Source organism: Labrenzia sp. 5N, from assembly GCF_012395805.1.
GTDB classification, from domain to species: Bacteria; Pseudomonadota; Alphaproteobacteria; order Rhizobiales; family Stappiaceae; genus Roseibium; species Roseibium algicola.
Genome location: NZ_JAAZTM010000024.1, coordinates 384487 through 408549, shown reverse-complemented (window position 1 = coordinate 408549; position 24063 = coordinate 384487). Strand labels below are relative to the sequence as shown.

Sequence of the window (24063 nt, the reverse complement as noted above, 5' to 3'; positions counted from 1 at the left end):
ATCTGGACTTCAAAATTGTCCGGATTGACGACCGTATCAGGATCGTTGATCTCGAAGACACCGCCGCGGGTATGGACGTAGCCTTCGTCTTCCGCACCCGGCCATTCAACGATGGGCAGGAAGTTCAGCGAGAGATCACCACCGATCGTCGGAGCATCGTTGCTACCGGTAACCGTGACCTTGAATTCGGCCTTGTCGCCACCGACAACCTGATAAACGAAGGTATCGACACCCTCCTGGCCATCGGCGAGGCGGTTCGCTTCTTCGGAATAGACGTAGCTGGCTTCGCCCGTTTCAACGTTCAGCAACAAGGTGCCGTATTTGCCCTCGACCTCCAGCATGCCATCTGAATTAGCGACGGCATCAACGTTGACAATCGAGCCGCCAGCCGTTTTGAAAGCCAGCTGGGTGATGACCTGGCCACCGGTTTCGCCGATTTCGTCGTCGTTGCCGAGAACGTTGAATGTCGCTGCAACTTCCGCTTCGTCGTCGCCGGTGGTTTCGGTGACGTCGATCGCATCGTTATGAGCGACGAGTGCGCCATCCGTGACACTGAAGAGATGGATGTCACCGACTTCACTGCCTTCGCCGAACTGAACCAGTTCGATGTTGTAAAGGGTGGTCGTGCCGGTGCCGTTGGTGATGCTGACGGAACCGTCTTCGTTGGTCTTGATGTCGTAATCTTCAGCCTTGCCCGCAAACTGGGCAACGTCCTTGGAGCCGCCACGGCCGTCAATGATATCGCTGCCGCCGTTGCCGAAGAAGATGTTGTTCAGGCCGTTGCCGAGCATGACATCGTCATTGACCGTGCCGATGGCATTTTCGATGGACGACAGCAGATCGATATCGCCGCCCTTGCTCACGGCGATACCGCTGCGAAGGTCGATGAAGATGCCGTTTTCTGTGCTGTTCAGGTAAGAATAATCAATTGTATCAACGTCGTCGCTGCCGAGCAGGATGTCGATGCTGCCGTAACCGACAAGCATGTCGTTTCCGCTTCTGGCAAGCACGAGATCAAGACCAGATGTTCCTTCGAGCGGTACATCGGCACCGGTCGTCCCATTCACGAAATTGATGCTGGAGACGTCCGGGGTCGGATCGCTGCCGTCTTCTTCGATGTAAGTACCGACAACGTCAACGTCGCTGATCGTGGAAGTGCTGTTCTTGATGTCCGCCAGAGTGGCGCGGATGGAGTCGAAAAATTCCGACAGATTGATGTTATTAGGCATTAATCCATTCCTGACTAGCTCCACCGGCTGCCCGTGAGGGACAACCGGTGATTAAAGAATGGGTGTAAAAATCACCCTTGCTGAAATGCACGAGCAGACTTGGCAGACTGTTTCAATTTGAGCCATTCCCCAAATGGGGGCTGCGTTAACCAAGAAGTTTGTTAACCTTGCCTTCAGACGAAGCCGCAGAAAATACGCAGCGTAAACAACACTTCGGAGAAAGCTTTAGAGTTTCAATGCGTTGAGGGGTGTTAAAATGACGTATGGTCAACATTTGCACCCTAATTAACCATTTGTTAATTTTTTTGGCACGCGAGAAAAATAATTCCTCACGGAATACGTTATTGCCTCCCCTTAGAGTTGTGTATACGATTGCATAGTTTTTGTCGTGCCATTCTTCATATTTTTTTACTGTCAGAATGTTGTGTTTTAGCAATGTCCGAGCAACTCGAGAAGCTTATCGCAGAGTTATATGAGAGCGTAGAAACGAAGAGGTTGTTTTCAGAAACTCTTTCAAAAATAGTTACTTACCTTGGTGCGGCTCAATCTCATTTATGTCTTCTTGGGAAGGATAACTCTTCGATAGGACTTAATTTCACCGCCAATATGGATCCGAGTTTTCTCGATGAATACCACCAGCACTATGTCAACATCGATTACCGCTTAAAACTCATAACGAAATCACCTGTGGGGGCTGTCATGACGGACGATCAGTTCAATACACAAGAAGGTTTACGCTCCAGTCCGATCCATCACGATCTGTTTCCGCGATACGATGTGAACAGGATCATGGGCAGTAACATCACCGTTGACGGTCGCCTTGGCTGGTTCGGTGTTACAAGCATGCGCAAAGACGGGACCTTCTCCAAAGAGGTAATGGAGGATTTTTCGAGGCTCGTTGTCCATGCCAGGAAGGCGCTTCAACTTCGGCAGCTGCGCATGGAAACCGGTGAACGGGAACTCGTTCACAGGTCGTCCAACGATGCGCAAACCCATGGCGTCATCATGCTTGCCAATGGCGAGACCGAATACGTCAACCAAATCGCGCAGGATATCCTCGACCTGGGTTTCGTGAGAATACAAAATGGCAGGCTGGTCAGCCGCAATCCAAGAGAACAAAAGAAGCTGGACGCGGTTCACCGGCGCGTTCGAAACGGGGAAGCGCCACTGGTGCGTCTTCTCGATAGCAAAACCAACACGACCTACGCCGTACAGGTGTTCAACCCGCTCCCCCGGTTCGTTGACGGACGACTGGAACCGGCACGCTGGGTGACCTACAAGATCGTGGTGCTCAATCCGCAGGACATTCTCTCTCCGCGTACGCTCGACCGTATCAGCCAGTTTTTTGGACTGAGTGGAAGCGAGAGCGCCGCCATTGCCGCTGTCATAGCGCTGCAGCCGCTGTCAGAATACTCCCGAGTCAAGGGTGTTCAGCAGGATACCGTTCGAAAACAGCTGAAGTCTGCGATGACAAAGATGGCCGTCAACTCACAAAAACAGCTGTTCCAGGTCTACGAGCGGTTCAAGGTCTTCGAGTGACAGCCCGGGCTTCCAGGGCACAGGTGAAGATCAAACCTCCACCTGCTCCCTGGCATCGCACTCTCGTACAAGCAAAAGAGCATGGCCGTCAGAGTAGTGCAGGCTCGGATGCGGTACGATGGCGCGACGATCCATCTCGCGAAAGCCCAGTGACGCATAGAGACGAAGTGCCGGTACATTCCTGTCGAAGCATATGAGTGAAACTCGCGTGAGACCTTGCGCAGCAGCAAGACGGTCGGCAAGGATCATCAGCTTTCGCGCGTACCCGCGACGGCGAAATTCCGGATGGACAGCAACGCCGGAAATATACAACGAGCCTGGATCTTCCAACTCGGAGTAGGGCCTGAGGACTGGATCGGTCTCGGGTGTCTCGTCACTCTCCATCTTGAAGGCATGCAGCATTGCCACCACCTGGCCGCCAATCTCGACCATGTGGCAATTCTGATAGGAAAACGCCGTGTTTTCCCGCGAATACCGCGATGCCCCAACCTCCAGGAGGTCCGCTCCGGGAGCCCCGACGCGAGACCAGATGTAAGAAGCAAGTCCATCTGAGGACATCAGGAAAAGCGCGGCGATTTCATGTGCGTCTGCCTTCGTGGCCGGACGGATCTGTTCGCTCTGTGTTTCGCCTTTCGATTGGACCGACATTTTCACTTCACTTCTCCCGCGTTGACCTCATTGCACATGCCATCCCCCTTCGCCTCATCCAGCATGACAGCTGGAGCGGGCCTCAGGTGATGCAGCGCCCGGGTGTCACTGTTACGGATCACATGGCGCACGCTGTCACGGTTCAATCCGATGTCGCGCAGTTCATGGTCCGACATTCTCTCCAGTGTCTGGATCAGGATGCGGTTTTTCCTGGCTCTGCGCCAACGTTCCAGAATCCCGATCGCGTTCCAGCGACAGGCAATCCTGCCAACCATGGTCGAAACGGTCATTGTGATACTCCCCGTTCCTTACGCCCTGAGGGGCTGGTGGAGGCAGGTCTGCCCGATTGCGTCGACATGCCGGTGGTCGGTACCACAGCAGCCACCGAAGACCCGCAGGTTCGGCAGGACCGACAGGAGGTTGGCATAGTCCCTGCCAAGTTCCTGCGGATTGCCGTCATCCAGCTCTTCAGCTTCATCCAGCTCGGCGTGGCTCAACCGCGAAGCATTCGCGCGCAGACCCCGAATTCGCCGGGTCCAGTCCGCTCCTTCTTCCAGGACGTGCCGGAAGTGATCCGGGTGGGCGCAATTGATCATGTAGTAGGCGGGCGGGCAGTCGGCATCGAGCTCGACGATCGCGTCCTTGAGCGGTTGGCCTGTCGGCAGGTGCCCATCGGTCTCAACGGTGAAGGCAAGAGCCAACGGCACGTCCCGTTTCGCACAGGCCCGCGCTATGCCCATGGCTTCGCCGGCATGGGTCATGGTGATCGCGCTGATCATATCGACCCCTGCCGCATCCAGTGTGGCGACCTGAACAACGTGATAGTCCTCGGACTCGGCAGAGGACATCATGGTTTCGGGTGCGTAGCCGTCTCCCCGAGGCCCCATATTGCCGCTGATGACAAAGGGATGTTCACCTTCGAACTCGGCACGCAGTTCGAAAAGCATTGCAACCGCGTCCTGGTTTGCATGCTTCAATTCTTCGGCCGAATAGCCAAGACGGTCACCCCAGTCACCGCTGGCGCGCCAGGTCGCGCTGTCGAGAATGAATCCCGTGCCCTGCGCATTCGCGATACGGGCGTAGCGTTCGTAATAGCGGCGAAGGGCAGCGCGGCCTTCTGTTTCTTTCAAGGCATGAAAGGAAGCAAACAGTGGCAGGTCGATGCCATCATGAAAAATCAGAGTTGTTTCGAGGCCACCATCGGTGAGCAGGCAGGCGTCACCAATCTGCGGCAGTTTATTACGGTACTTGTAAAGTTCCATCTTCGGTATTCTCTTGGCTCAAATGATTTGCGTACTGCGTTGCGTTTTTCCTTCCGCCGCAGAGCAACATTTATTTTGTTGATTTCAGTAATTTTGCCGCGCGATGCTTGGCTACCCAATCAAACGACGACCTGACCTTAGATAGCCGGCCAAGGAACTTTCACGTATGACGGCCGTCACACCGAATGAGGTGGACGTTCATCTTCGAGAAATTGACCTTTCGCGAAGGGGAATTGCCACGAGGGGACAATGGCCAGGAGAAGGCATTGAACCGATCAACGCATCTAACGCGTGACTTTCGGGGTATCGGCCAAAGACACAAGCATCCGGCAAGGGGTGCTGGCCGGAACTTGCGGAGACTCGTTTAGGAGCCGGCGCGGTCCCAAGAGACCCAGCCGGCTTGACCTTGTCCGCAGTCAGACGGGTAGGCGGATTGGCGGGTTTGACTGACTACGGCGTTGATTATCGAACCGAACGGAGCCCGTTAGAGGGCCCGGTTCATGACAGGGCAGCCCGGCCGGGCAAATGCGGCGTCGTACGCAGTTCATCATCAAGCTCCGAAGCAAGGTCGAAGAAACGCCGGCGCACGCCCGAAGCGTAGGGGTTCAGCCCCTCGATCGCATCAAAAAGCTCCGGCGGATCGTGGCGAACCATTTCGATAGCCTCGTTGAGAAGGTCGAAGCTTCGGGTGGTGGTCATCCGGGGAAGCGGCCCCATCTTCACCAGCACCTTGGCAATCAAGTGGGTAAGGCCCTGGGACAGCGCTGCATCGCGATCATGCGCATCCGGTGTCGTTTCGAACACATCCAGCCCAAGGGCCACCTTGAGAAAGGCGGCAACACGTTTGTAGCTTCGGCCTTTCAAAGGGCACAGTGCGATTTTCAGTCCCTGCAATCCGTTGCGAGCGCTTTGCGGTCCGAAAAGCGGATGGGTCGCAAGGATTTCGACATGTGGTGGCAGCAACTCCAGCATCAGACGAGCGGGCTCGACCTTTACCGAACCGACATCCAGCACCAGCGTATTCGGCCTCAGATGCGGCGCTATCGCACGCAGTGTTTCTTCCATGCAAGCCACCGGAACAGCGACCACCACGATCCGGCAGGCGGCGACCTCGGCAAGGTCCGCACTGCCATCATAACGCGGATCATGGATCAGCAATTCGACATGAGAAGAAAGATGCTCGGCGATCAATCGACCGAACGCCCCGTAACCGATAAGGCCCAGGGTGAGAGAGCGATGTGGTTTACATATTGCAGCTTGGAAAACAGTCATGGCTTAACTCGGTGAATTGGCTGCAATGCCAAGAGCTGTATACCGAGTCACAACCGCTGGCGATGCAGCGGTAAACAGACAGCAAAGTCCCTCCGCTAACTTGGCGGATAATAATAGTTCGCAGTGTTGTGCAGGACGTTGCTCATGCTCTTGAGCTAGCAAGCCCGGTGGGACAAGTCAATGCGGCGCGATCATCTCGAAATGGCAACTTGTGTTGACCGTACAGGTAAGTGGCCGACAACACGACATTTCAAACAACCGTTTCCAGCGCACCACCCAACGCAGCCGGCCCAGCGAAGATGAATTCAGCATCCCTTAGTCGAAGTAGTTTACCCAACCGATAACCTTGCCGCTGCCGTCCTTGATTTCATCATTGAAACGTATGCCATGAAGGGATCCAACGTTTGGCGACACGGATCGAGGAAACCTGTTCTCAACGACATTTTTCACCTGGGCGCCAAACGAGTGCCAGGCCAAGTCACCAAAATTTTTCGGTTTTGCCATCTTGGCACCACTCGCCCCACCTACGACCGATTGCATAAGCTCGTACGTTTGTTTGGCTTCTTCAGCCAGAGCCCTTTTCGCAGCACTGCGCGCCAGCGAGAGGCACACGCCGTTCTTTAATGTTTTATCGAAAATGATGACGTTCAGGCCGAAATTCATCAACGCAATACCTTTAACGCCGGCGTCGTTCCCCAGGTATGTGATCCAATTGACCTCAAGCTTGTGGTCTTGCCTGATCGTATTGTAATCGAGCGGCTGTTCGGTCCAGTAGTGGATCGAACCGTTTTCGGACACATTGTGGAATTTACAGTGGCTCCTCGGATCATTTGTCTTCCAGATGATAAAAAGCCGGGCCCGGTCACCATCCATCTTGTTACTGACAAAGGCCGCCACCTCACGTTTGTGTTTCGGTGGTCGTGACGCCCAGGCCTTGATGTCGGAACTGATGAAACCGATGCCATCGATGTTCGATTTTTCGTAAGGTCGCCACGAAGTCCTGTCGGAGTTGCCACCGGATTTCGGGGCGACGGGACCATATTCCCTGGCAAACAGGTCATAATAGCTTAGCCATTCCTTCGACAGTTCATCGTAGTTGTTCATGCCTTTTCTGATCCCCGAACCGCGCAACTCGGGATGGTGCCAGTAGAAAACCAGGTCAGCGAGATTGGAAGGATCCTTGATCCCTTTTGAAATCGCTTGTGAGATGGTGGCAATTATCGCACTTGGAAAGTCGAATAGATTCATTGTCTTTCCTGTTCAATTATCTCTTTATTTATACTACTTAGAATTTTTCTATACTTGCATTTATACAAATGCAGATCTTTTATACTTATTCATATGGAGCATAGTTGAGCTAATAGTTCTTACGACGGCCCGCGCGCTGCATTGTAGCCATCGATCAGCGCCTTCCTCAGTCCCACGCCTTCATTTGCCGGGCGGGAGTTCGCGATTGCTGCCGCGACAAAGCCATTTGGAAAGACAACCACCTCAGCGGTCGCCTGTCCGCCCCAACGGCTTCCGTTGTGGGATACGGCCCGCCCATCGTTGGTTCTTGGACGGCTTGCAAAAACGAGCCGGTCATCATCTGCGGAAAACATCAGCTCGTGATTGTCGTTGACGAATTCGCGCGTCGAAACGATGCGATGAACGACCTTCGAGAGGGCTCTCGTTGACAGAAACCAGCCTCCGATCGCACACGGCTTGCCGACTTCGGTGCGATCCGTACCGGCCTCATCCATCGGTCCGTTGTAATAGAGGGCGCCTCGCGCCGGATCGGAGAAAGTATTGCAGCCGCCCGTCACACCGACCGGCTCGAACAGGGTCTTTTCGACGATATCCCGGTACCGATTGTACGCATGAACCTGGAGATAACTGTCATATGTTATCTCGCCGGGGGCAAACCCGTCCTCGATCTGCGCCCATTTTGCCGGCACAAGGGAAGCGGCACTGACATTCCAGAGCGCAAAGGACGTGTTCGCGTAACAACGTTTCGTCACTGGTTCAGGCACGCAGGCACTCGCGCCTGTTGCGATGTTCTGCGCTCTGACGATGTAGGTTTCAGCGCCAAGCTGATAGCGTTCCTGCAACGTGAACGCATGATCCCAGATTGTTTTTCCGGACTTGGCGAACCCAGCGCGATGCTGCAGGAGATTCCGAAGCGTAACGGGTTGCAGGGAGGTGTCTAGCTCGCCCTGCCAGCGTCGGGGAAGGTAATCCTGAAACCGGTCGTCAAGCGAAACGCTTTGGAGTGTCTCGGCTCGGTTAATAACCGTTGCCGCCGTCAGAACTTTCGAGACAGAGCCAATCGCGGCCTCGGTGCGGCCGTTGAAGCGCTGCTCGCCACCACTCTCGCAAGGAGTGCGGGCGTAGCCGTGGTTGACCTGGGCAATGATGCGACCGTTTTCGCCGCGCAACGTGACCGCGTACCCCATGTACCGGTCCCCAATCGCTTGAGCGACCAACGCTGCGAACGTCGCGGTATCAAAGTCCGGTTTTTCCTGAACATCGGTAAAAGAGGGTCTCTCCGCCGGAAGATCACAAGCACTGGCGGCAATCGGCAGGCCCATCGCGATAAAGGATATTAAAATAGGTTTGAACATGACACGAAATCCGTTTCCTGAGACGCGTTAGCTCACGGAAACACTACGGCCGATGGCCAAACGGATCATGGGTGGGTGCACCTAATTTTCGCGCGAAGAATACTCAATTTCCATGTCGGTCTCGTCTTCCGCCAGAACGATCCAGGGTTCGCTCTGTGAACGCAAAAGGACCTCCACCCTGTCCTTTGCCTGCAGCTTGGAGAGGATTGACGAAACATGGTTTTCAATCGTTCTGCGAGACCGGCTCAGCGTTTCGGCAATTGCCGCATTGCTGTTTCCCTCGACAAGAAGTCGGAGCACTGTCTGCTCCTTTGCGGTGAGACCATAGGGGTGGTTGCGCGAACTCTTGTAAGGCCCGCGTTGCAGCGGCGGAAGGCCGGGCACCCCTTCACGAGAGCGCAACCAGCGACGGGCCGCCATCGCCCCCATGGACCGGAACAATTCATCGGCCTCCTGAAGCCGTTCAGCCTTCCCGGTGGCGGCAAACGACCAGGCTGCCAGATAATCCGAACTTTCCATCTGAAACGCCAATCCGGCTTCTTCGGCCTTCCCTTCGAGAAGCAGGCGAACAGGCTCCGGAAGGCCAGGGGCAGAAGTGGACTCCAGCGGCAATTCCGCAATCCGGGCCCAGAACATCGCTTCGCCCAGCTTTCGCGGGCTCAGGAGCCTGGGATCGAGGCTGCAGAGCCAGTCCCAGGCCTGCGCTGCGGTTTCTGAAGTCCCAGCCAGCACGGACTGCTCGATTTCCGCGATCTTCAGAACCGTCAGGTACTGGGGTTCGCCGATCTTTTCCGCTGAAACGAGCGCCTGCTGCAAAGCCCCTCCGGCGGCCGCATCACCGAGGCGCAGAAGGGAGCGGGCGAGGACGATCTGCGCGGGCATCCGCATGAGCAGGGTCTGGTTTTCCTGTGCGAGGACCCCGCGCGCTATCGTGACTGCCTCGTCAAATCGTCCCTGTTCCAGCCGAAGCTGTGCCTTTCGGCCAATCAGATAATAGGTCCAGGCGTCAAGATCGTGAGCGCTGTCAAAACGGATCCCGGCATCGATCAGATCTTCAGCCCGGTCGAGGGCACGCATTTCTATGAGGCATTCGGAGAGATTTGTATAAACCCGCGCTGCCTGCTCATCGAACCCGTTTTCCAGCGAGATCCGCAGGCTCTCACGTAACAGCGTCTCCCCTTCCGGATCCCCTCGGAACAGCATGGCTGAACCGACCGTGTTAAGTGCATGCGTGCAGGTTTCAACGTCTTCGACAGCCTGCGCAAAGGTCAAGGCCCGACGCCCCCACGTCACCGCCTCACCCATCTCGTCTTGAAGCATATGATACTGGGCGCGAAGGGCGTATGCCTTCGCCTTCGCCCATTCGGTGGCCGAGGCGTTGTTTTCCAGGACTTCGATTGCTTCCTCGATGTACCTCTTGGCTTCCTCGGCTTCTCCCCTGTACCAGTGGAGCCGGGACAACCATCTCAGGTTTTCTCCCACCCGGTTTTCATCTCCGGCCTTGCGCCAGAGCTCCACCGCCTTGCGGCGACTGGATATGACGTCTGCGTCGATGCCAAGCGACAGGCCTGCCTCATAGGCCCAACGTTCGCAGATTTCGGCGGCCTGCTCGAGGTCCAGGCTGTCCGCCAGCGGCAAGACATGTTCAAGAAAACGGGCGGCCTCGCGATGGGCTCCGAGGCTTGCCGCATTGTCTGCGGCAAGCGGTGCATAACGCAGCAATAGCTGCTCATGTTCGGCTCCGCGGGCGTGATGCACGATCATGTCGAGAGGCTGCACTCCGTCTTCCCGATTGCAAAGATGATCCAGGAAGCACCTGTGCGCTTCGACCCGCCTTGGATGACTGAGCCGATCGTAGATGGCAATCCGCGCAATCTCATGACGAAAGGAGAGCCTTCCGCCGCCTTCAATCAGCAGACCTTTCTCGATAGCCTGCGTCAGGGTGCCGTAGCCATCGGGCAGTGGCAAAGCCAGGAGCATGCCTGACGGAATTGCACCAGGCCAGCAAGACACATATTCCAGTAGCCGCACGACGTCCTGCGGCAATCCTGCAAGACGCGCGTCGATCGCATCCCCGATGGTCTGGGGAACCTTGCTGCCGTCTGCAGACTGAGCCAACAACTCGGTCAGGAAGAAGGGATTACCGCCCGTGATATCCAGGAGACGGTCTGGAGCCAGGCGGGTTGACCCAACAAGCATCTGCACCGCGTCCAGGGACAAGGGAGCGAGATTTATCTGCTTCTTCCGGGCCGGAACGATTTCGCCCATGGCTGAGCGAAGCGGATGGTAACCCTCCAACTGGTCATCACGATAACTGCAAACCAGCAGCAACGGCAGCATCGCGATCCTGCGGCCGATGAACTTCAACCAGTCCAGCGTGCGGTCATCCGCCCAGTGCAGGTCCTCGATGACCAATACCACCGGTTCTCGCAAAGACGACAAATGCTCCACCAGGCCGCCAAAAAGCATGGCTTCCTCATCGCGGATCTGCGTCGATCCGGAAAGACCTGCTGCAATATCTCGTATCGGCCCGAGCGGGCGCGGCGTGATCAAAGGATCGCAAAGACCGATGACCTTCCTGGTTTCGGGCCCGAGGCTGCTCAGGAAATCCGCAATCAGAGACGACTTTCCTATCCCGGCTTCCCCGGCAACGAATACGATCCGTCCACCCGACCTGGAAATGGAAAGGCGAACCTCATCCAATATTTGCAATTGCTCTTCGCGTTCAAGTAGCAACAAACCAACCAAAAAAAGACGGTTTCGGACCTGGAAACAAATCTATGGAAGAGTGGACGCTACGGCAATTCTCAATAACTGGTTGTGACGTTCTTTCTTGATTTACCGATCGAAACGCACTCGAAAGGGGCGATTTGCACAGCGTTTCACCAATGCGGTCTTCGCAGGAAAATGTTCTCAATCGGAAGAGGCCAGGAATGAACTCGGGCCTGCTTCGCTGCCCGGAGAGAAGACCAGATGCACCTTGTCAGATCCACCTGCTGACCTCGCTGCTGAACTTCCGTTCGGCAAGCTTCTTTTCTGCTTCCACATTCCATTTCTCACGTGTGGAGATCAACCGGACGGCACGTGTCGCGGCCGGCCACGTTCTGTCGCGCAGGCCATCCAGATCCAGTCCGACGCGGCATGCTTCAAATTCCTGAAGACGATCCTGCAATTCGAGGCCCGGGAGTGTTCTCAGGTTCTTGCAGTTGAACAAGCTCAGCCATTCCAGACCGACATGTCTCAGGTCCACTTCAACCAGTTTGAGTTGATCATGAACCTGCAAGGCTGACAGCGCGGGAAACCTTCCAAGGTCACCCAGTGTGCCCAGTCCGGATACTCTTAAAATTCGCAGTTTCTCGAGTGTCTGGTGTGACAAGTCGCCCAGGTTGGCCCGGCTGCCCAGGATCAGGGTGAACTTTTTGAGGGATGCAATGGAGGATACGAAGTCGAGACGATGTTTCCCGGCAAACGAACTCAAGGACAAGGTTGCCAGATTGGGCAAGTGGCTGATGACCTCAATGCCCTTCCAGTGACCTTGAACGAACAGGTCGTGCAGGTTCACCGCGTCGGCAAGCGGGGCAAGATCGAGGTTTCTTTTCCAGTTTGCGGCGACAGTCAAACTTCGGAGTTGCCGCAGGTTCAAGGTTTCCAGGAACTGAGGCTGGTCAAAGTCCAACACTCCGAAATGCAATCGCTCCAACTTCGGTAACTGGCTGATTGCTTCAACGTGCGAGATGCGATCCAGGCAATCGAGAGCCAGGTTTGCGACATCCGGCAAATGGTTCAGGCAGCGCGCGTCAAAGCCTTCATCGTCGTGCTGGTAAAACCGAACGGTAAACCGGCCTCCTGCCAGACGGCAAGCCTCGTTCAATGCCTGAAGCGTCGCAACCTTGCAGGCCTCCGGATTGCTGAACTGGACCACAAGTCCATCAGTCCCTTCGACGGCCCGAACGAGGTCGGCCGCAACAAGCACGTCGGGGTCGGTTATCCGGCCGCCATCAACCTGAAACATTCTGAAGCCCTGTGGAATTCTGTCCGGTTTTCGAACAGATTCTGATGGTTGCGATTACTAACCGAAGAGACAGCCAAGTTGTAGCCACCGGCCGTGGTTTTGCGTTTCAGACGTCATCGATCAGAAAAGCGACACGGACAGCCCTCCGCATTTCCTGCCGACGGCCCACCCATCGTCACTGCACACAAAACGCACACCTCGCAACGAGCGTTTTCAGCCTGAAATGCATTCGTATGCAAATTTGCTTGCAATGGATGCTTGACGGCAGTATTGCAAACGTATGCAGTTGGTAGAAGGGCGCGCACCGGAACCGTTGTTCGATCCACGATCGACAAGAGGAATTCCACGGTCACGATGCGCCACCTCTCATTACCGAGTCGCGCTCGCAGCGCTCTACCGGACCGGCTGCCGGGAAACACCGATCACGCTCCCGATCCGGATGTTTCCTGTGATGTTTCAGCTTTCGGCCACGATCTGCGTGGTGTGGCCGGCCTATTGCGCCGCAGGGACCTGAGAGAGACAAATGACGAGACTACCCATCCCGGACACCATCCGTTTTGTGAAATCCCCGGCACGCGATGCGGTTGCCGACAATGCCAGCGTCGAAACACTGGTTGCAGAAGTGCTCAAGCGGGTTGCCGCAGAAGGTGATGCTGCCGTCCGTGACTATTCTGAGAAATTCGACAAGGCGGCGCTCGACCGGTTCGAAGTCACCGCTGAAGAACGTGAGGCAGCAGTCGAAAGGCTGGACCCGCAGACACGCGAAGACACCGAGTTCGCAATCTCCAACGTGCGCATGTTCGCCAGGGCCCAGTTCGGAACCCTGCAGGATCTGGAAGTGGAGATCCGGCCAGGTGTTCACCTCGGGCACCGCAACATTCCGCTCGACCGGGTCGGTTGCTACGTCCCTGGTGGCCGCTACCCGCTCCTGTCCGCGCCGATCATGTCGATCGTCCCGGCGAAGGTGGCCGGTGTCGGCGAAATCATCGCCTGCCTTCCGCCGAACGCCCATGAAGCGATGATTGCGGGCTGCCACCTTTCCGGCGCCGACCGGATTTTCCGGATCGGTGGGGCGCAGGCAATCGCTGCGATGGCGCTCGGCACGCAGTCCGTTCCACCTGTCGACAAGATCGTCGGCCCAGGCAACGCCTTCGTCAATGAAGCCAAGCGTCAGGTTTTCGGCCCTGTCGGGATCGACCAGCTCGCCGGTCCATCGGAAATCTTCATACTCGCCGATCACACCGGCGACGCTGAGATGATCGCCACCGATCTTCTGGCACAGGCCGAGCACGACACCAGAACCCGGGTGGGCCTCATCACGACAAACGCGGACCTTGCGGAAGCGGTCCTGAGAGAAGTGGACGTTCAGCTGAAGAGCCTGTCGACGGCAGCCACCGCCGGCCAGGCCTGGAAAGACTACGGCGAGATTTCCGTCTGCCCGGACGAGGCGACAATGATCGCCTATTCGGACATCGTCGCTGCCGAACACCTGCAGGTGCACACCGAGGATGCCAAGACATTCGCCAGGAAGCTGAAGCACTACGGCTCGCTCTTCATCGGTCCCAACGCCAGCGTCGTCTATTCCGACAAGTGCTGCGGCACCAACCACACGCTGCCGACCATGGGCGCCGGACGTTACACCGGCGGGCTTTGGGTAGGGTCGTACATCAAGACCGTAACCCATCAGTGGATGGACGAGGACGGCATCCGCGAGGTCGCGCCGCCGGCAGTCCGCCAGTCCGCCTCAGAAGGGCTTGAAGGCCACCGGCGCGCGGCGCAGCTGCGCCTCGACCGACTTCAGGGATAATCCAGTGATACCGGCTCGGCCCCGATCGCGGGCCGGGCCGAATGGTTGCTGGATTGTTCGAGCTGGTACGCAAGCCGGCAGAGCAACGCTTCCTGACCGAAGCCGCCGACAAGCTGGCAGCCGAGCGGCAAGCCGTTCGCGCCGAACCCGCAGGGAAGCGAAATCGCCGGATGCCCTGACATGTTGAACGGCATGGTGCGCATTGCCGTCCAGACCGCACCGTCGGCAAAGGCGGTGAACTTCGGTGCGGTGCCGAGCGTGGTTGGTATGAGAAGTGCGCTGTGCTGCGCCAGCAATACGTCAACCTCCTGCCTGAAACGATGCGCAATGCCACGGGCATGCACGACGTCCTGTTCGTCCAGAACAGCTCCTGTCAGAAGGTTCCGGCGCGCGTCCTTACCATAGGCATTGAACCGGTTGCGCAGACCCACCAAATGGTTCTGAAGAGCCTCCGCCTGCAGGATGACAGTGGCCGCGTCCTCGAGCCTTTGATAGGGCGGCAGCGTCACCAGCTCTATTCTGGCACCGAGCATGGAAAGGAGCGCGGCGGTGTCGTCCATGGCTTGGACAAGGTCAGGATCCGCCGCAGGATCATCAACGAACCAGTCGCGGGCGTAGGCGATGCGAAGTCCCGTGAGCTCCTGTCCGATGTCAGCTGCTGCTCGGCTCGCAGGGGCGAGCGCCTCCAGAATGACGGCAGCGTCTTCGACGCAGGCGGCGAGGGGGCCAATGACATCGAGGCTCTGCGACAACGGAAAACACCCTGATGCTGAAACCAGGCCCGTGGTCGGCTTCAACCCAACAACACCGCAATAGGCCGCAGGTGCACGGATCGACCCGCCGGTGTCCGTCCCGAGCGCAACGCGCATAAGCCCGGCCGAAACGGCCGCGGCGGAGCCCGACGAGGAGCCGCCGGTGATCGCACTGGTGTCCCAGGGATTGCAGGCCGGCGGGTTGGGCTGGTCGAAGGCGGGGCCTGTCAGCGCATATTCGTAGGTTGCGAGCTTGGCCAGCGGCACCATGCCGGCCTGCCTGAGCGCCGCGACGCTGGCAGCATCAATGTGCCCGGCCTGACCGGGAGCGTGCGGATGGGCATGCGACCCGCAGCGGGTCGGCTGGCCATGCACATCAATGATGTCCTTCACGCCGAAGCAGAACCCGGCCAGCGGCGGCCGGTCGTCCGGCAGAACATTGTCCCAGCGAGACGCCTCGGCCACAGCATCCGACGACAGATGCACAACTGAACGAATGGCACCGTCCCGCCGTTCGATGCGGGCAACCAGAGCCGACGCGATCTCGCACGCCGACACCTGGCCAGTCGCGATCAGCTCCTGTTGACGGCGCAAGGGGCTGTCCAGAACATCATCCATCGTCGCGGTCATCCTTCAGGGCACGTGCCTGTTCGGCCAGGCGCTGCGCCTGCGCAACGGATGCTTTCAGATCCGCCTCGGGAACAGCCAACCCCAGATCCGCGAGGCGCTTCTTGTATTCGGCCAGGGTCATCGGCCGTTCTCCTGTCGTCGTCTTCCGGTCGTTCCGATGCGGTGAACGCACGCCCTCCGGGAGTGATTTCCAACCATGATAATTTCATTTTGCATAGGTATGCAGATTTTTATTGATCGGACTGAACATGTTTGGCAATATCAAAATGCAAGCGTATGCAAAATTCTGCAAGATGCGCGAAACAGCTTCGCTAAAAGGTACGATGAAATGGGAACGCAGGAAGTCTCCACCCCAAAGGCAAAGGACGTGAAATCCGCTCCACGCGTGAACGACGCGCCGCACAACGGCAATATCATGCAAGTCGAGCGCGCCGATTTCACCGACCTGGTCCCGGAGGGGCGCGCCCCGGTTCAGGGCATGGAGGGTTTCGACCCCTGTTATTCCGATATCGTCGACTATATTGTCCGCTGCACGCACAAGATCTGGGATGAGCGCGACGTAGGCCTTATCTATTCACACTACACGCATAATATCGTCCTCTACCTGCCGATGGGCACGATCTACAATCGTGAGGACGTGGTGCGCGACACCATCCAGAGGCTCGTCTCCCTGCCCGAACGCCGCGGCATGGCAACCCATGTCATCTGGAACGGCGACGACAAGGACGGCTATTACACTTCTCATCTGGTAACCGGCTCTGGGCGCTATACGCAGAACGGCCATTACGGTCCGGCCAACGGCCGCTCCTTCGTGTCCCGCACGGTCGCCGACTGCATGATCCATCGCAACAAGATCTACCGCGAATGGGTGGTATCCGACCAGATGGCGGTCGTACGCCAACTCGGCCTCGACGTCGACGCTTATGCGGGCAAGATCGCCGAAACGAAACTGAGCCAGGGCCTCACGCAGCTCGACATCGGCGAGGTCGGCCTCCTTCAGGGTCAGTATCCGCCGGCGGAAAAGGCCGGTCTGGACATCGCCAACACAGATCTGGAACGCGAAACGCTTCAGTTCCTGCATGACATCTTCAATCGCAAAATGTTCGGCCGCATCCGCGAAGTCTATGCACCGACCGCCATGTACCATGGGCCGCTGATGAAAGAGCTCTACGGCACCGCGTCGGTCTCTCATCAGACGCTCGGCCTCGTGGGCAGCATGCCGGATGCGGTCTACGCTCCGCAGCACATCTGTTCCACGCCCTGCGTCGAAGGCGGCACGAAAGTCGCCGTTCGCTGGATACTCGAGGGTCATCACCTCGGCTACGGCATTCTGGAAAGTCTTGGTGCGCCCACCGGCAAGCATCTGCGTCTGATGGGCATGTCGCACTATCACTACAAGGACGGCAAGATCGTCGACGAATGGACGGTCTATGACGAACTGTCCCTGCTGGTTCAGGTCAAGCTCGCGCAGCTTGCTGACAAGGCTTCCGCGGTGGAGGCCGCCGAAGCCTGAAAGAACGTCAAGAACAAAGAGAAATAGCCCGGGGCAATCGGGCATTCTTCCAATGGAGAATGAGATGAGCAAATTGAAGCTAGCCGTGAGTGCGCTTGCACTCGTTCTCGGGGCCGGCACGGCACACGCCGGGTGCGGCATCGAGGGTGGCAACGTCAAGATCCTTGCAAACGACTTCGATGCCCTCGGAACCGTTATCAAGGAAGCGGAAGCCTGCGCGGGAGACGGCGTCACCGTAGAAGCCAACATGACGACCGAGCACAAGGCACTTCAGGTGCCCGCGCTCACGGTCAACCCGGCGCAGTACACGGTGGCGATGGTTGCCAACAATTCCATCGTTCCGCTCATGAACGACGACCTCATCCGCCCGCTGGACGAGCTGGTCGAGAAATACGGCCAGCAGCTTCAGCCGACGCAGCTCATCAAGGTCGACGGAAAGGTCATGGCAATCGCCTTCATGGCCAACGGCCAGAACCTCTACATTCGCGGCGACATCCTGAAGGAAGCCGGCCTCGAACAGCCGACGTCGCTTGAAGAGGTCATCGAGGCTGCCAAGGTGATCCGGGAGAAGGGCATTCTGGAATACCCGCTGGCCGCGGCAGACCAGGCCGGATGGTATCTCGGCAACGAGTTCGTCAACACCTACCTGGGCCTTGGCGGCACCTTCTTCGAGCCGGGCAGCGCAGAGCCGGCCATAAGCGGCGAGGAGGGGCTGAAGACCCTGGCGCTGATGAAGGAACTTTCCGAATACATGGAACCCGAGTTCCTGACCTTCACGTCCGATGAAATCAAGGCGATGTACCTTTCAGGTGAAGTCGCGATCATCAACCAGTGGGCGTCCATGGTGAACGGTCACATCGACCCCAACGGCCCGGCACCGGAAATCGGGGAAGCCACCATTCTCGCACCCGCACCGACCGTCGGTGGCGGCACCACGCCGGCCGCTGCGCTCTGGTGGGACGGCTTCACCATCGCCAAGAACATCTCCGACGAAGATGCAGCAGCCTCCTTCCAGGCGATGATGCACGGTATCCGGCCTCAGGTTGCCCAGGACAATCCGTCCGCAGCTGCCTGGCTGATTGCGGATTTCTCTCCTCCCGCCTCGGCAAAAGCGATCCTTGAAAACGCGAAGCTCGGGGCGAAAGCCTACCCGATGTCACCCTACATGGGGCTTCTGCATACGGCACTCGGAGCGGAACTCTCCGATTTCCTTCAGGGGCGCGAAAGTGCCGAACAGGCGTTGAGCGACGTGGAAGCAGCCTACCGCGCCGCGGCCAAGGAAGCCGGCTTCCTCAACTGATACTGCCCTTTGCCACACCCCTGTCATGTCGATGACAGGGGTGTATCCTTTTCGGGGGAGACTTTATGCGCCACCGTGATTTTGCAGCGTTCATATGGCCATCGGCACTCGCCATGCTCTTGTTCATTGCGTTGCCGATCGTGTCCGTTTTCGTGCAGTCCATGTTCGTCGAGCATGAACAGGTTCTCGTGACCGTGGAAAACTGCGGCCCGTTCGGCTGCACCGACGAAACCAAGGTCGACACCGAGGCAACCCGGGTCCTGCGCGAAGAAGAGCCACTCGGGCGCTTCAACGCCTTTGGCACCTATCTCAATCGGTCCCACCTGGCGGTTGAAGAGATCGCCGAGATCCTGGAAAGCAGCAACGGTTTTGTCGATGTCGTTACCAGGATCTACAATCTGCCCTTTTACAAGGCGCTGTCCTTCACCCTGGTCTACACCTTCCTGGTGACACCGCTTGCCATGATTGCCGGCTTTGCCGTCGCTCTCGGCGTCAACAGTGTGCCCAGGCTGTTTCGCGGGCCGATCATCTTCCTGTCGCTGCTGCCCTACATCGTGACGCCCCTTCTGGGCTCCCTCATCCTGTTCTGGATGATCAACTCCGACGGCATCATCGGAGCGACACTCCAGTGGCTGTTCAACGATCCGGAACTGTCGCTGAAGGCCAGCCCCGTGCTGTCGTGGCTCACGCTCATCACCTACGGAACGTGGCATATGGCGCCCTTCGCCTTCGTGGTCTTCTATGCCGGTCTGCAGACCCTGCCGATGGACACGCTGGAATCTGCCATGATCGACGGTGCCAACCGCTGGGAACGCATCCGATACGTGGTGATGCCTCACCTGACGCCGCTGGCGACCTTCGTCGGCCTTGTTCTGCTGATGGATAATTTCCGTGTGTTCGAACCGATCATCGGTTTCTCGTCGGAGGCCAACGCAACCTCGCTCTCCTGGCTGATCTACAACGACCTGACAGGACAGGTGAACCAGCTTTTCGGCTCGGCCGCAGCCACCTCGATCCTGACCATGATCGGCGTGATCATCCTGCTCAGCCCGGTGCTCGTGCGAACCTGGCGCGACTTCAAGAGAAAGGCCCGGTGATGACCAGATCCATCGGCTATTCCCGCCCGCTCGCCATCTTCACCGGGGTCATCCTGGTTGTGTGGCTGATCGTTGCGGCCTTCCCCTTCATCTGGACCGTGTGGGGCTCGTTCAAGGTCCAGGCCGACTTCTTCAGCCGGGTCTCCTTCTGGAACGCCATTACGGGGCCCGCGACCGTGCGCCAGACTGGCGAGGCGCTGACACTCGACGGCTATCGTGGCGCCTGGATCGAGCGAGAGTTCTACCACTCGGTCTGGAACACCACGATCGTCACCATCTGCGTGACCTCCATCTCGCTCTTGTTCGGAACACTCGGCGGCTATGCGCTTTCCCGCTCGAGCCGCAACTACACCTTCTGGATCCTGATCGCCGCGCTGGTCTTCCGGGCCATGCCGCACATCACGCTGGTTTCCGGCTTCCTGCTGCCGTTCTTCCAGCTCAACATCTGGGGCTATCTGCCGACAGCGATCATCGTCCTGGTGGCCATCAACCAGCCCTTCACGATCTGGATGCTGCACAGCTTCTTCAAGTCGATCCCGAAAGATCTGGACGAAAGCGCGATGGTTGACGGTTGCACCCGCTTCCAGGCGTTCCGGCTGGCGATCATGCCGGTGATGTGGCCGGGCGTAATCACCACCGGCCTGTTCAGTTTCCTTCTGGCCTACAACGATTTCTCGGTGACCGCGCTGCTGCTGTCCCAGGAAAACCAGACCATGGTTCCGAAGATCAATTCGTTCCTTGGAACCATCCAGACCGAAGGCACCATCATGTATGCGGTTGCCGCGACCGTGAGCGCCACCGTACCGCTTTTCATCCTCGTGATGTTCTTCCAACGCCAGATTGTCAGCGGTCTGACCGCAGGCGCCGTCAAGGGATAGTCCATGGCCGAGATCCAACTGAAAAATGTCACCAAGCGCTGGGGCAATGTCTACGGCGTCAACAACTTCAACCTGCACATCGCCGACCGCGAGTTCCTGGTTCTGCTGGGGCCGTCCGGCTGCGGCAAGTCCACCACCATGCGCATGATCGCCGGTCTGGAAGACATCTCCGAAGGCGAGATCATCATCGGCGACCGGGTCGTGAACACTCTGGAACCCAAGGATCGCGACATCGCCATGGTGTTCCAGAGCTATGGCCTTTATCCTAACCTGACGGTCTACGAGAACATCCGCTTCCCGCTGAAAGTTCGCAAGGTGCCAAAGGACCAGCATGATGCCCGGGTGATGAAGGCGGCGGAAATGGTCGATCTGACCGACCTGCTCGACCGAAGACCCGCGGAGCTATCCGGTGGCCAGAGGCAGCGCGTCGCTCTGGCACGTGCAATTGTCCGCGAGCCGACGGTGTTTCTCATGGACGAGCCCCTGTCCAACCTGGACGCGAAGCTGCGCGTGTCGACCCGCGCCGAGATCAAGAACCTCCAGCATCGGCTGAAGACGACCACGATCTACGTTACCCACGACCAGATCGAGGCGATGACCCTTGCCGACCGGGTGGTGGTGATGAGCGGTGGCGTCATTCAGCAGGTGGCGACACCGACGGAGATCTATGACAACCCGGCCAACACTTTCGTGGCTTCCTTCATCGGCTCTCCGGCGATGAACCTGGTCAAGGGAGAGATTTCCGGCGGCGTATTTACGGCTCAGAACATCCGCGTGGAAGGTCTGCGCGGTGACATCTCCGGGCCGGTGACCCTGGGATTCCGGGCCGAAGACGTGACCCTTGTGGATGGGGGTGGCGAGCTGTCGTCGACCGTTTTCGCCCTGGAGCTTCTCGGCGACGCGTCCATGGTGGCCGTCGAGGCGGGCGGGGAACTGGTCAACCTGAAGGCCGCCAAGGACTTCCGCTCCGAAATCGGTGCGCCGATCAGCGCGCGGATCCCGATCGAATGCTGTCATCTGTTTGATGCGCAGGACGGCCGGCGGCTCACCGTGAAGGGGTGACAAGTTCGCGAAGCACGAGTACTCAGAACATGATAAAATCACGGAGGCCCGCTTGAACAGCAAACCGGTTACATCTGTTGACGTTGCGCGCAAGGCCGGCGTTAGCCAGTCCGCAGTCTCCAGATTTTTTACCCCGGGCGCCTCCGTTTCCAAGAAGATGGCCGAGAAGATCCGCATCGCCGCGGACGAACTCGATTACCGGCCGAATGTTCTGGCAAGGGCGATGATCACCGGGAAAAGCCGGATCATCGGCCTGATCGTCTATTACTTCGAGAACCAGTTCTATCCCGAAGCGGTTGAAAAGCTTTCGATCGCGCTTCAGGAAAACGGCTACCATGTCCTCCTGTTCATGGCATCGAACACCATCAATGATGTCGAGCCCGTCATCCAGGAAATCATGGGTTACAGGGTCGACGGCATCATCATGGTGTCCGTGTCCGTTTCCTCGACACTGGCGGAACGATGCCGGGACCTCGACATCCCGGTGCTTCTGTTCAACCGCGATCAGCCGAAGGACAATCTGCGCGCGGTGACCAGCGACAATCGCCTTGGCGGCGAACTGGCGGCAAAAGCGCTTCTGCGCGGACAGCCGAAACGCGTTGCCCTGCTTGCCGGCTTCTCCGGAGCCTCGACGCAGATTGATCGCGAAGCCGGGTTCATGGCTGTGCTGCAGGAAGCAGGTGTCGAACTGCATTCCCGAGCTGACGGAAACTATCACTACACGGATGCCGCCGATGCAGCCCGCCAGCTTTTCGACGTGCCCGATCAGCCCGATGCTGTCTTTGTCGCCGACGACCACATGGCGCTCGCAGCCCTGGACGTGATCCGCTTCGAATTCAAACTGAAAGTTCCCGAGGACGTGGCCGTGGTCGGATTCGACGACATCCCGCAAGCCGCCTGGCCTTCGTTCAACCTCACCACGATCCGGCAGCCCATCAACCAGATGGTCTCGGCGGCAGTCGCCATGCTGGTCGACGCGATAGAGGAGGGGAATACGGACGTCCGCAAGGTCCGCATTCCGCCGGTCGAGGTCATCCGCGGCACGACCCGAAGCTAGTATTCCCGAACAGAACGCTTACCAGCTGCGACCGCTGTGCGGCCGACGCCGGTTCGCCAAGGCCTTCGCGTGTCACTTGTCGGAAAATTCCGCTTGCAAGCGTTTTCACAAATTTTGCAAAAATATTTTTTTGCCTGCCTCTAATCGTGAATTTTTCGATCATTTTCCAACAATTTAGAACGTATTTTGTGAGGTTTTATCGCCCCTGAAATTTTGGGAACGTTTGCAAAATGTCTTGCGAACTGCCTCAATCAGGCGTAGGAACCGGGTCAAGGGCCGGGTCGCAGGCATACGGAGGTGCCGCGATCGTGTTCCGGGGAGGAGCCGGTGGGACTGCAGCTTGCAAGCGTTCCCAAATGCCGGTTCTCCCGTTTTCAATTTCGCTTCTCGGGAGGGAACAGAATGAAAGTCGCCGTTTGGGCTGCAACAGCCGCACTTGCATTTGTCACACAGGCAGCAGCCGATACGACCATCCGCATCGGCCATGCCACGCCTGAGGTCTCGCCTGTCCACCAGGCTCTGAGCTACTTCGAGGAAGAACTCGAAAAGCGCTCCAATGGCACCATCCAGGTAGAGATCTTTCCAGGTGGCCAGCTCGGCAGCGTCAAGGAAATGACTGACCTGGTCCAGTCCGGCAACATTACCATGACCACGGGTGCGTCGGTTCATCTGAGCTCGACTGTCGATCAGTTGGCCGTGCTCGACCAGTTCCTTCTCTTCAAGGACGAAGAGACCGCGCGCAGCCTTCTGGACGGCGACGCCGGCAAGACCATCTCTGCAGCCATGGAAGACCGTGGGCTCAAGAACATGGGCTTCATGGAACTCGGGTTCCGCAGCTTCACCAACTCCCGTGCACCGCTCGACAGCTACGAAGCCTTCGAAGGCCTGCGCATGCGCTCGGCAGACAACCCGATCGCCATCAAGGCCTGGCGGTCGGTTGGCGCCGTTCCGGTGCCGCTGGCGTGGGGAGAGATCTATTCCTCATTGCAGCAGGGTCTGATCGATGGCCAGGAAAGCGCCCTGAGCTCAATGATCATCGAGCGTTTCTTCGAGGTGCAGAAATACGTTTCCCTGACCGGTCACATCTATTGGCCGGAACTCTGGATGGCCAATCTTGACTGGTACAACGGCCTGGACGAAGCCGACCGCACGCTCATCGACGAAGTTGCAGTGGAAACCGTCAAGCACCAGCGCGAGCTGACCGCAGCCGCCAATGCCGAAACCCTGGCCAAACTCAAGGAAGCCGGGCTTGAAGTGAACGAGCTGCCGGAGGCCGACAAGAAGCGCCTCGGCGAAACAATGAACGCCGCCATCGAAGGCGACATTCGCGCCAAGGTCGGCGACTCCTTCTACGACACCTTCATGCAGGCCGTCGCGCAGTAAGCGAACCAGGGGAGGGAGA

At 57.9% G+C, this 24063-nt stretch carries 20 protein-coding genes; 9 read left to right on the top strand and 11 right to left on the bottom strand.

All coding sequences use genetic code 11. The features are described 5' to 3' along the window. The coding region (locus tag HEP89_RS28950) for a VCBS domain-containing protein (RefSeq protein WP_197923320.1) at window positions 1-1229 on the bottom strand (1229 nt) is incomplete at its 3' end. Window positions 1230-1664: 435 nt separating this feature from the next. Between HEP89_RS28950 and HEP89_RS28945 the strand changes: the two genes are divergently transcribed. After that, entirely contained in the window at window positions 1665-2768 is a 1104-nt protein-coding gene (locus HEP89_RS28945; protein WP_168693742.1) for a hypothetical protein, read from the top strand. A gap of 30 nt (window positions 2769-2798) precedes the next feature. Here the strand turns inward: HEP89_RS28945 and HEP89_RS28940 are convergent, their stop codons facing one another. From HEP89_RS28940 to HEP89_RS28905, 8 genes are all read right to left on the bottom strand, one after another. Then, entirely contained in the window at window positions 2799-3416 is a 618-nt protein-coding gene (locus HEP89_RS28940; RefSeq protein ID WP_168693762.1) for a GNAT family N-acetyltransferase, read from the bottom strand. 2 nt (window positions 3417-3418) lie between these two features. After that, the gene (locus HEP89_RS28935) at window positions 3419-3706 is read right to left on the bottom strand and encodes a DUF1127 domain-containing protein (protein WP_286201093.1); all 288 of its coding nucleotides are present in this window, start codon (window positions 3704-3706) and stop codon (window positions 3419-3421) included. 18 nt (window positions 3707-3724) lie between these two features. Next, complete coding sequence (locus HEP89_RS28930) at window positions 3725-4678, bottom strand: homocysteine S-methyltransferase family protein (RefSeq protein WP_168693741.1); 954 nt, start codon at window positions 4676-4678, stop codon at window positions 3725-3727. A 498-nt stretch (window positions 4679-5176) separates the two neighbouring features. Then, window positions 5177-5950: a prephenate dehydrogenase gene (locus HEP89_RS28925; RefSeq protein ID WP_168693740.1), complete on the bottom strand. Its 774-nt coding sequence runs from the start codon at window positions 5948-5950 to the stop codon at window positions 5177-5179. Window positions 5951-6265: 315 nt separating this feature from the next. Then, window positions 6266-7198 carry a hypothetical protein gene (locus HEP89_RS28920; RefSeq protein WP_168693739.1) on the bottom strand — a complete coding sequence of 311 codons (933 nt, stop codon included), beginning with the start codon at window positions 7196-7198 and terminating at the stop codon, window positions 6266-6268. 119 nt (window positions 7199-7317) lie between these two features. Beyond that, window positions 7318-8553, bottom strand: a complete 1236-nt coding sequence (locus tag HEP89_RS28915) for a serine hydrolase (protein ID WP_168693738.1) — start codon at window positions 8551-8553, stop codon at window positions 7318-7320. A gap of 81 nt (window positions 8554-8634) precedes the next feature. Then, on the bottom strand, window positions 8635-11289 hold the full coding sequence (locus tag HEP89_RS28910; protein ID WP_286201092.1) for an AAA family ATPase: 2655 nt from the start codon (window positions 11287-11289) through the stop codon (window positions 8635-8637). Window positions 11290-11536: 247 nt separating this feature from the next. Then, entirely contained in the window at window positions 11537-12565 is a 1029-nt protein-coding gene (locus tag HEP89_RS28905; RefSeq protein WP_168693736.1) for a hypothetical protein, read from the bottom strand. A gap of 523 nt (window positions 12566-13088) precedes the next feature. Between HEP89_RS28905 and hisD the strand changes: the two genes are divergently transcribed. Beyond that, window positions 13089-14372: a histidinol dehydrogenase gene (hisD, locus tag HEP89_RS28900; protein WP_023001268.1), complete on the top strand. Its 1284-nt coding sequence runs from the start codon at window positions 13089-13091 to the stop codon at window positions 14370-14372. Here hisD and HEP89_RS28895 read toward each other — a convergent pair. Together HEP89_RS28895 and HEP89_RS28890 are read right to left on the bottom strand one after the other, a co-directional pair. Further along, on the bottom strand, window positions 14363-15742 hold the full coding sequence (locus tag HEP89_RS28895; RefSeq protein ID WP_168693735.1) for an amidase: 1380 nt from the start codon (window positions 15740-15742) through the stop codon (window positions 14363-14365). The genes hisD and HEP89_RS28895 overlap by 10 nt on opposite strands. Continuing rightward, a complete protein-coding gene (locus tag HEP89_RS28890) occupies window positions 15735-15875 on the bottom strand; it encodes a hypothetical protein (protein WP_168693734.1) in 141 nt (46 codons plus the stop codon). Before HEP89_RS28890 ends, HEP89_RS28895 begins: the two co-directional genes overlap by 8 nt. A gap of 207 nt (window positions 15876-16082) precedes the next feature. Between HEP89_RS28890 and HEP89_RS28885 the strand changes: the two genes are divergently transcribed. From HEP89_RS28885 to HEP89_RS28855, 7 genes are all read left to right on the top strand, one after another. Next, on the top strand, window positions 16083-17267 hold the full coding sequence (locus HEP89_RS28885; protein WP_168693733.1) for an ester cyclase: 1185 nt from the start codon (window positions 16083-16085) through the stop codon (window positions 17265-17267). A 64-nt stretch (window positions 17268-17331) separates the two neighbouring features. After that, window positions 17332-18567 (top strand): extracellular solute-binding protein, encoded by a 1236-nt coding sequence (locus HEP89_RS28880; protein ID WP_077293816.1) that lies wholly within the window; start codon window positions 17332-17334, stop codon window positions 18565-18567. Between the two features lie 65 nt (window positions 18568-18632). Further along, window positions 18633-19664, top strand: coding sequence for a sugar ABC transporter permease (locus HEP89_RS28875; RefSeq protein WP_075283502.1), 1032 nt, complete (start codon window positions 18633-18635; stop codon window positions 19662-19664). Further along, a complete protein-coding gene (locus HEP89_RS28870; RefSeq protein WP_023001274.1) occupies window positions 19664-20542 on the top strand; it encodes a carbohydrate ABC transporter permease in 879 nt (292 codons plus the stop codon). The genes HEP89_RS28875 and HEP89_RS28870 overlap by 1 nt, the downstream gene beginning before the upstream one ends. A 3-nt stretch (window positions 20543-20545) precedes the next feature. Next, a complete protein-coding gene (gene ugpC, locus HEP89_RS28865) occupies window positions 20546-21604 on the top strand; it encodes a sn-glycerol-3-phosphate ABC transporter ATP-binding protein UgpC (RefSeq protein ID WP_168693732.1) in 1059 nt (352 codons plus the stop codon). Window positions 21605-21656: 52 nt separating this feature from the next. Continuing rightward, on the top strand, window positions 21657-22661 hold the full coding sequence (locus tag HEP89_RS28860; protein WP_168693731.1) for a LacI family DNA-binding transcriptional regulator: 1005 nt from the start codon (window positions 21657-21659) through the stop codon (window positions 22659-22661). Window positions 22662-23063: 402 nt separating this feature from the next. After that, the gene (locus tag HEP89_RS28855) at window positions 23064-24044 is read left to right on the top strand and encodes a TRAP transporter substrate-binding protein (RefSeq protein ID WP_168693730.1); all 981 of its coding nucleotides are present in this window, start codon (window positions 23064-23066) and stop codon (window positions 24042-24044) included. The last annotated feature ends 19 nt before the right edge of the window (window positions 24045-24063 follow it).

Excerpts from the sequence above, each read along its gene's own strand:
- HEP89_RS28945 (WP_168693742.1), top strand. The coding sequence starts at position 1,665 with ATGTCCGAGCAACTCGAGAAGCTTATCGCAGAGTTATATGAGAGCGTA.
- HEP89_RS28940 (WP_168693762.1), bottom strand. The coding sequence starts at position 3,416 with ATGTCGGTCCAATCGAAAGGCGAAACACAGAGCGAACAGATCCGTCCG.
- HEP89_RS28935 (WP_286201093.1), bottom strand. The coding sequence starts at position 3,706 with ATGACCGTTTCGACCATGGTTGGCAGGATTGCCTGTCGCTGGAACGCG.
- HEP89_RS28930 (WP_168693741.1), bottom strand. The coding sequence starts at position 4,678 with ATGGAACTTTACAAGTACCGTAATAAACTGCCGCAGATTGGTGACGCC.
- HEP89_RS28925 (WP_168693740.1), bottom strand. The coding sequence starts at position 5,950 with ATGACTGTTTTCCAAGCTGCAATATGTAAACCACATCGCTCTCTCACC.
- HEP89_RS28920 (WP_168693739.1), bottom strand. The coding sequence starts at position 7,198 with ATGAATCTATTCGACTTTCCAAGTGCGATAATTGCCACCATCTCACAA.
- HEP89_RS28915 (WP_168693738.1), bottom strand. The coding sequence starts at position 8,553 with ATGTTCAAACCTATTTTAATATCCTTTATCGCGATGGGCCTGCCGATT.
- HEP89_RS28905 (WP_168693736.1), bottom strand. The coding sequence starts at position 12,565 with ATGTTTCAGGTTGATGGCGGCCGGATAACCGACCCCGACGTGCTTGTT.
- hisD (WP_023001268.1), top strand. The coding sequence starts at position 13,089 with ATGACGAGACTACCCATCCCGGACACCATCCGTTTTGTGAAATCCCCG.
- HEP89_RS28895 (WP_168693735.1), bottom strand. The coding sequence starts at position 15,742 with ATGGATGATGTTCTGGACAGCCCCTTGCGCCGTCAACAGGAGCTGATC.
- HEP89_RS28890 (WP_168693734.1), bottom strand. The coding sequence starts at position 15,875 with ATGACCCTGGCCGAATACAAGAAGCGCCTCGCGGATCTGGGGTTGGCT.
- HEP89_RS28885 (WP_168693733.1), top strand. The coding sequence starts at position 16,083 with ATGGGAACGCAGGAAGTCTCCACCCCAAAGGCAAAGGACGTGAAATCC.
- HEP89_RS28880 (WP_077293816.1), top strand. The coding sequence starts at position 17,332 with ATGAGCAAATTGAAGCTAGCCGTGAGTGCGCTTGCACTCGTTCTCGGG.
- HEP89_RS28875 (WP_075283502.1), top strand. The coding sequence starts at position 18,633 with ATGCGCCACCGTGATTTTGCAGCGTTCATATGGCCATCGGCACTCGCC.
- HEP89_RS28870 (WP_023001274.1), top strand. The coding sequence starts at position 19,664 with ATGACCAGATCCATCGGCTATTCCCGCCCGCTCGCCATCTTCACCGGG.
- ugpC (WP_168693732.1), top strand. The coding sequence starts at position 20,546 with ATGGCCGAGATCCAACTGAAAAATGTCACCAAGCGCTGGGGCAATGTC.
- HEP89_RS28855 (WP_168693730.1), top strand. The coding sequence starts at position 23,064 with ATGAAAGTCGCCGTTTGGGCTGCAACAGCCGCACTTGCATTTGTCACA.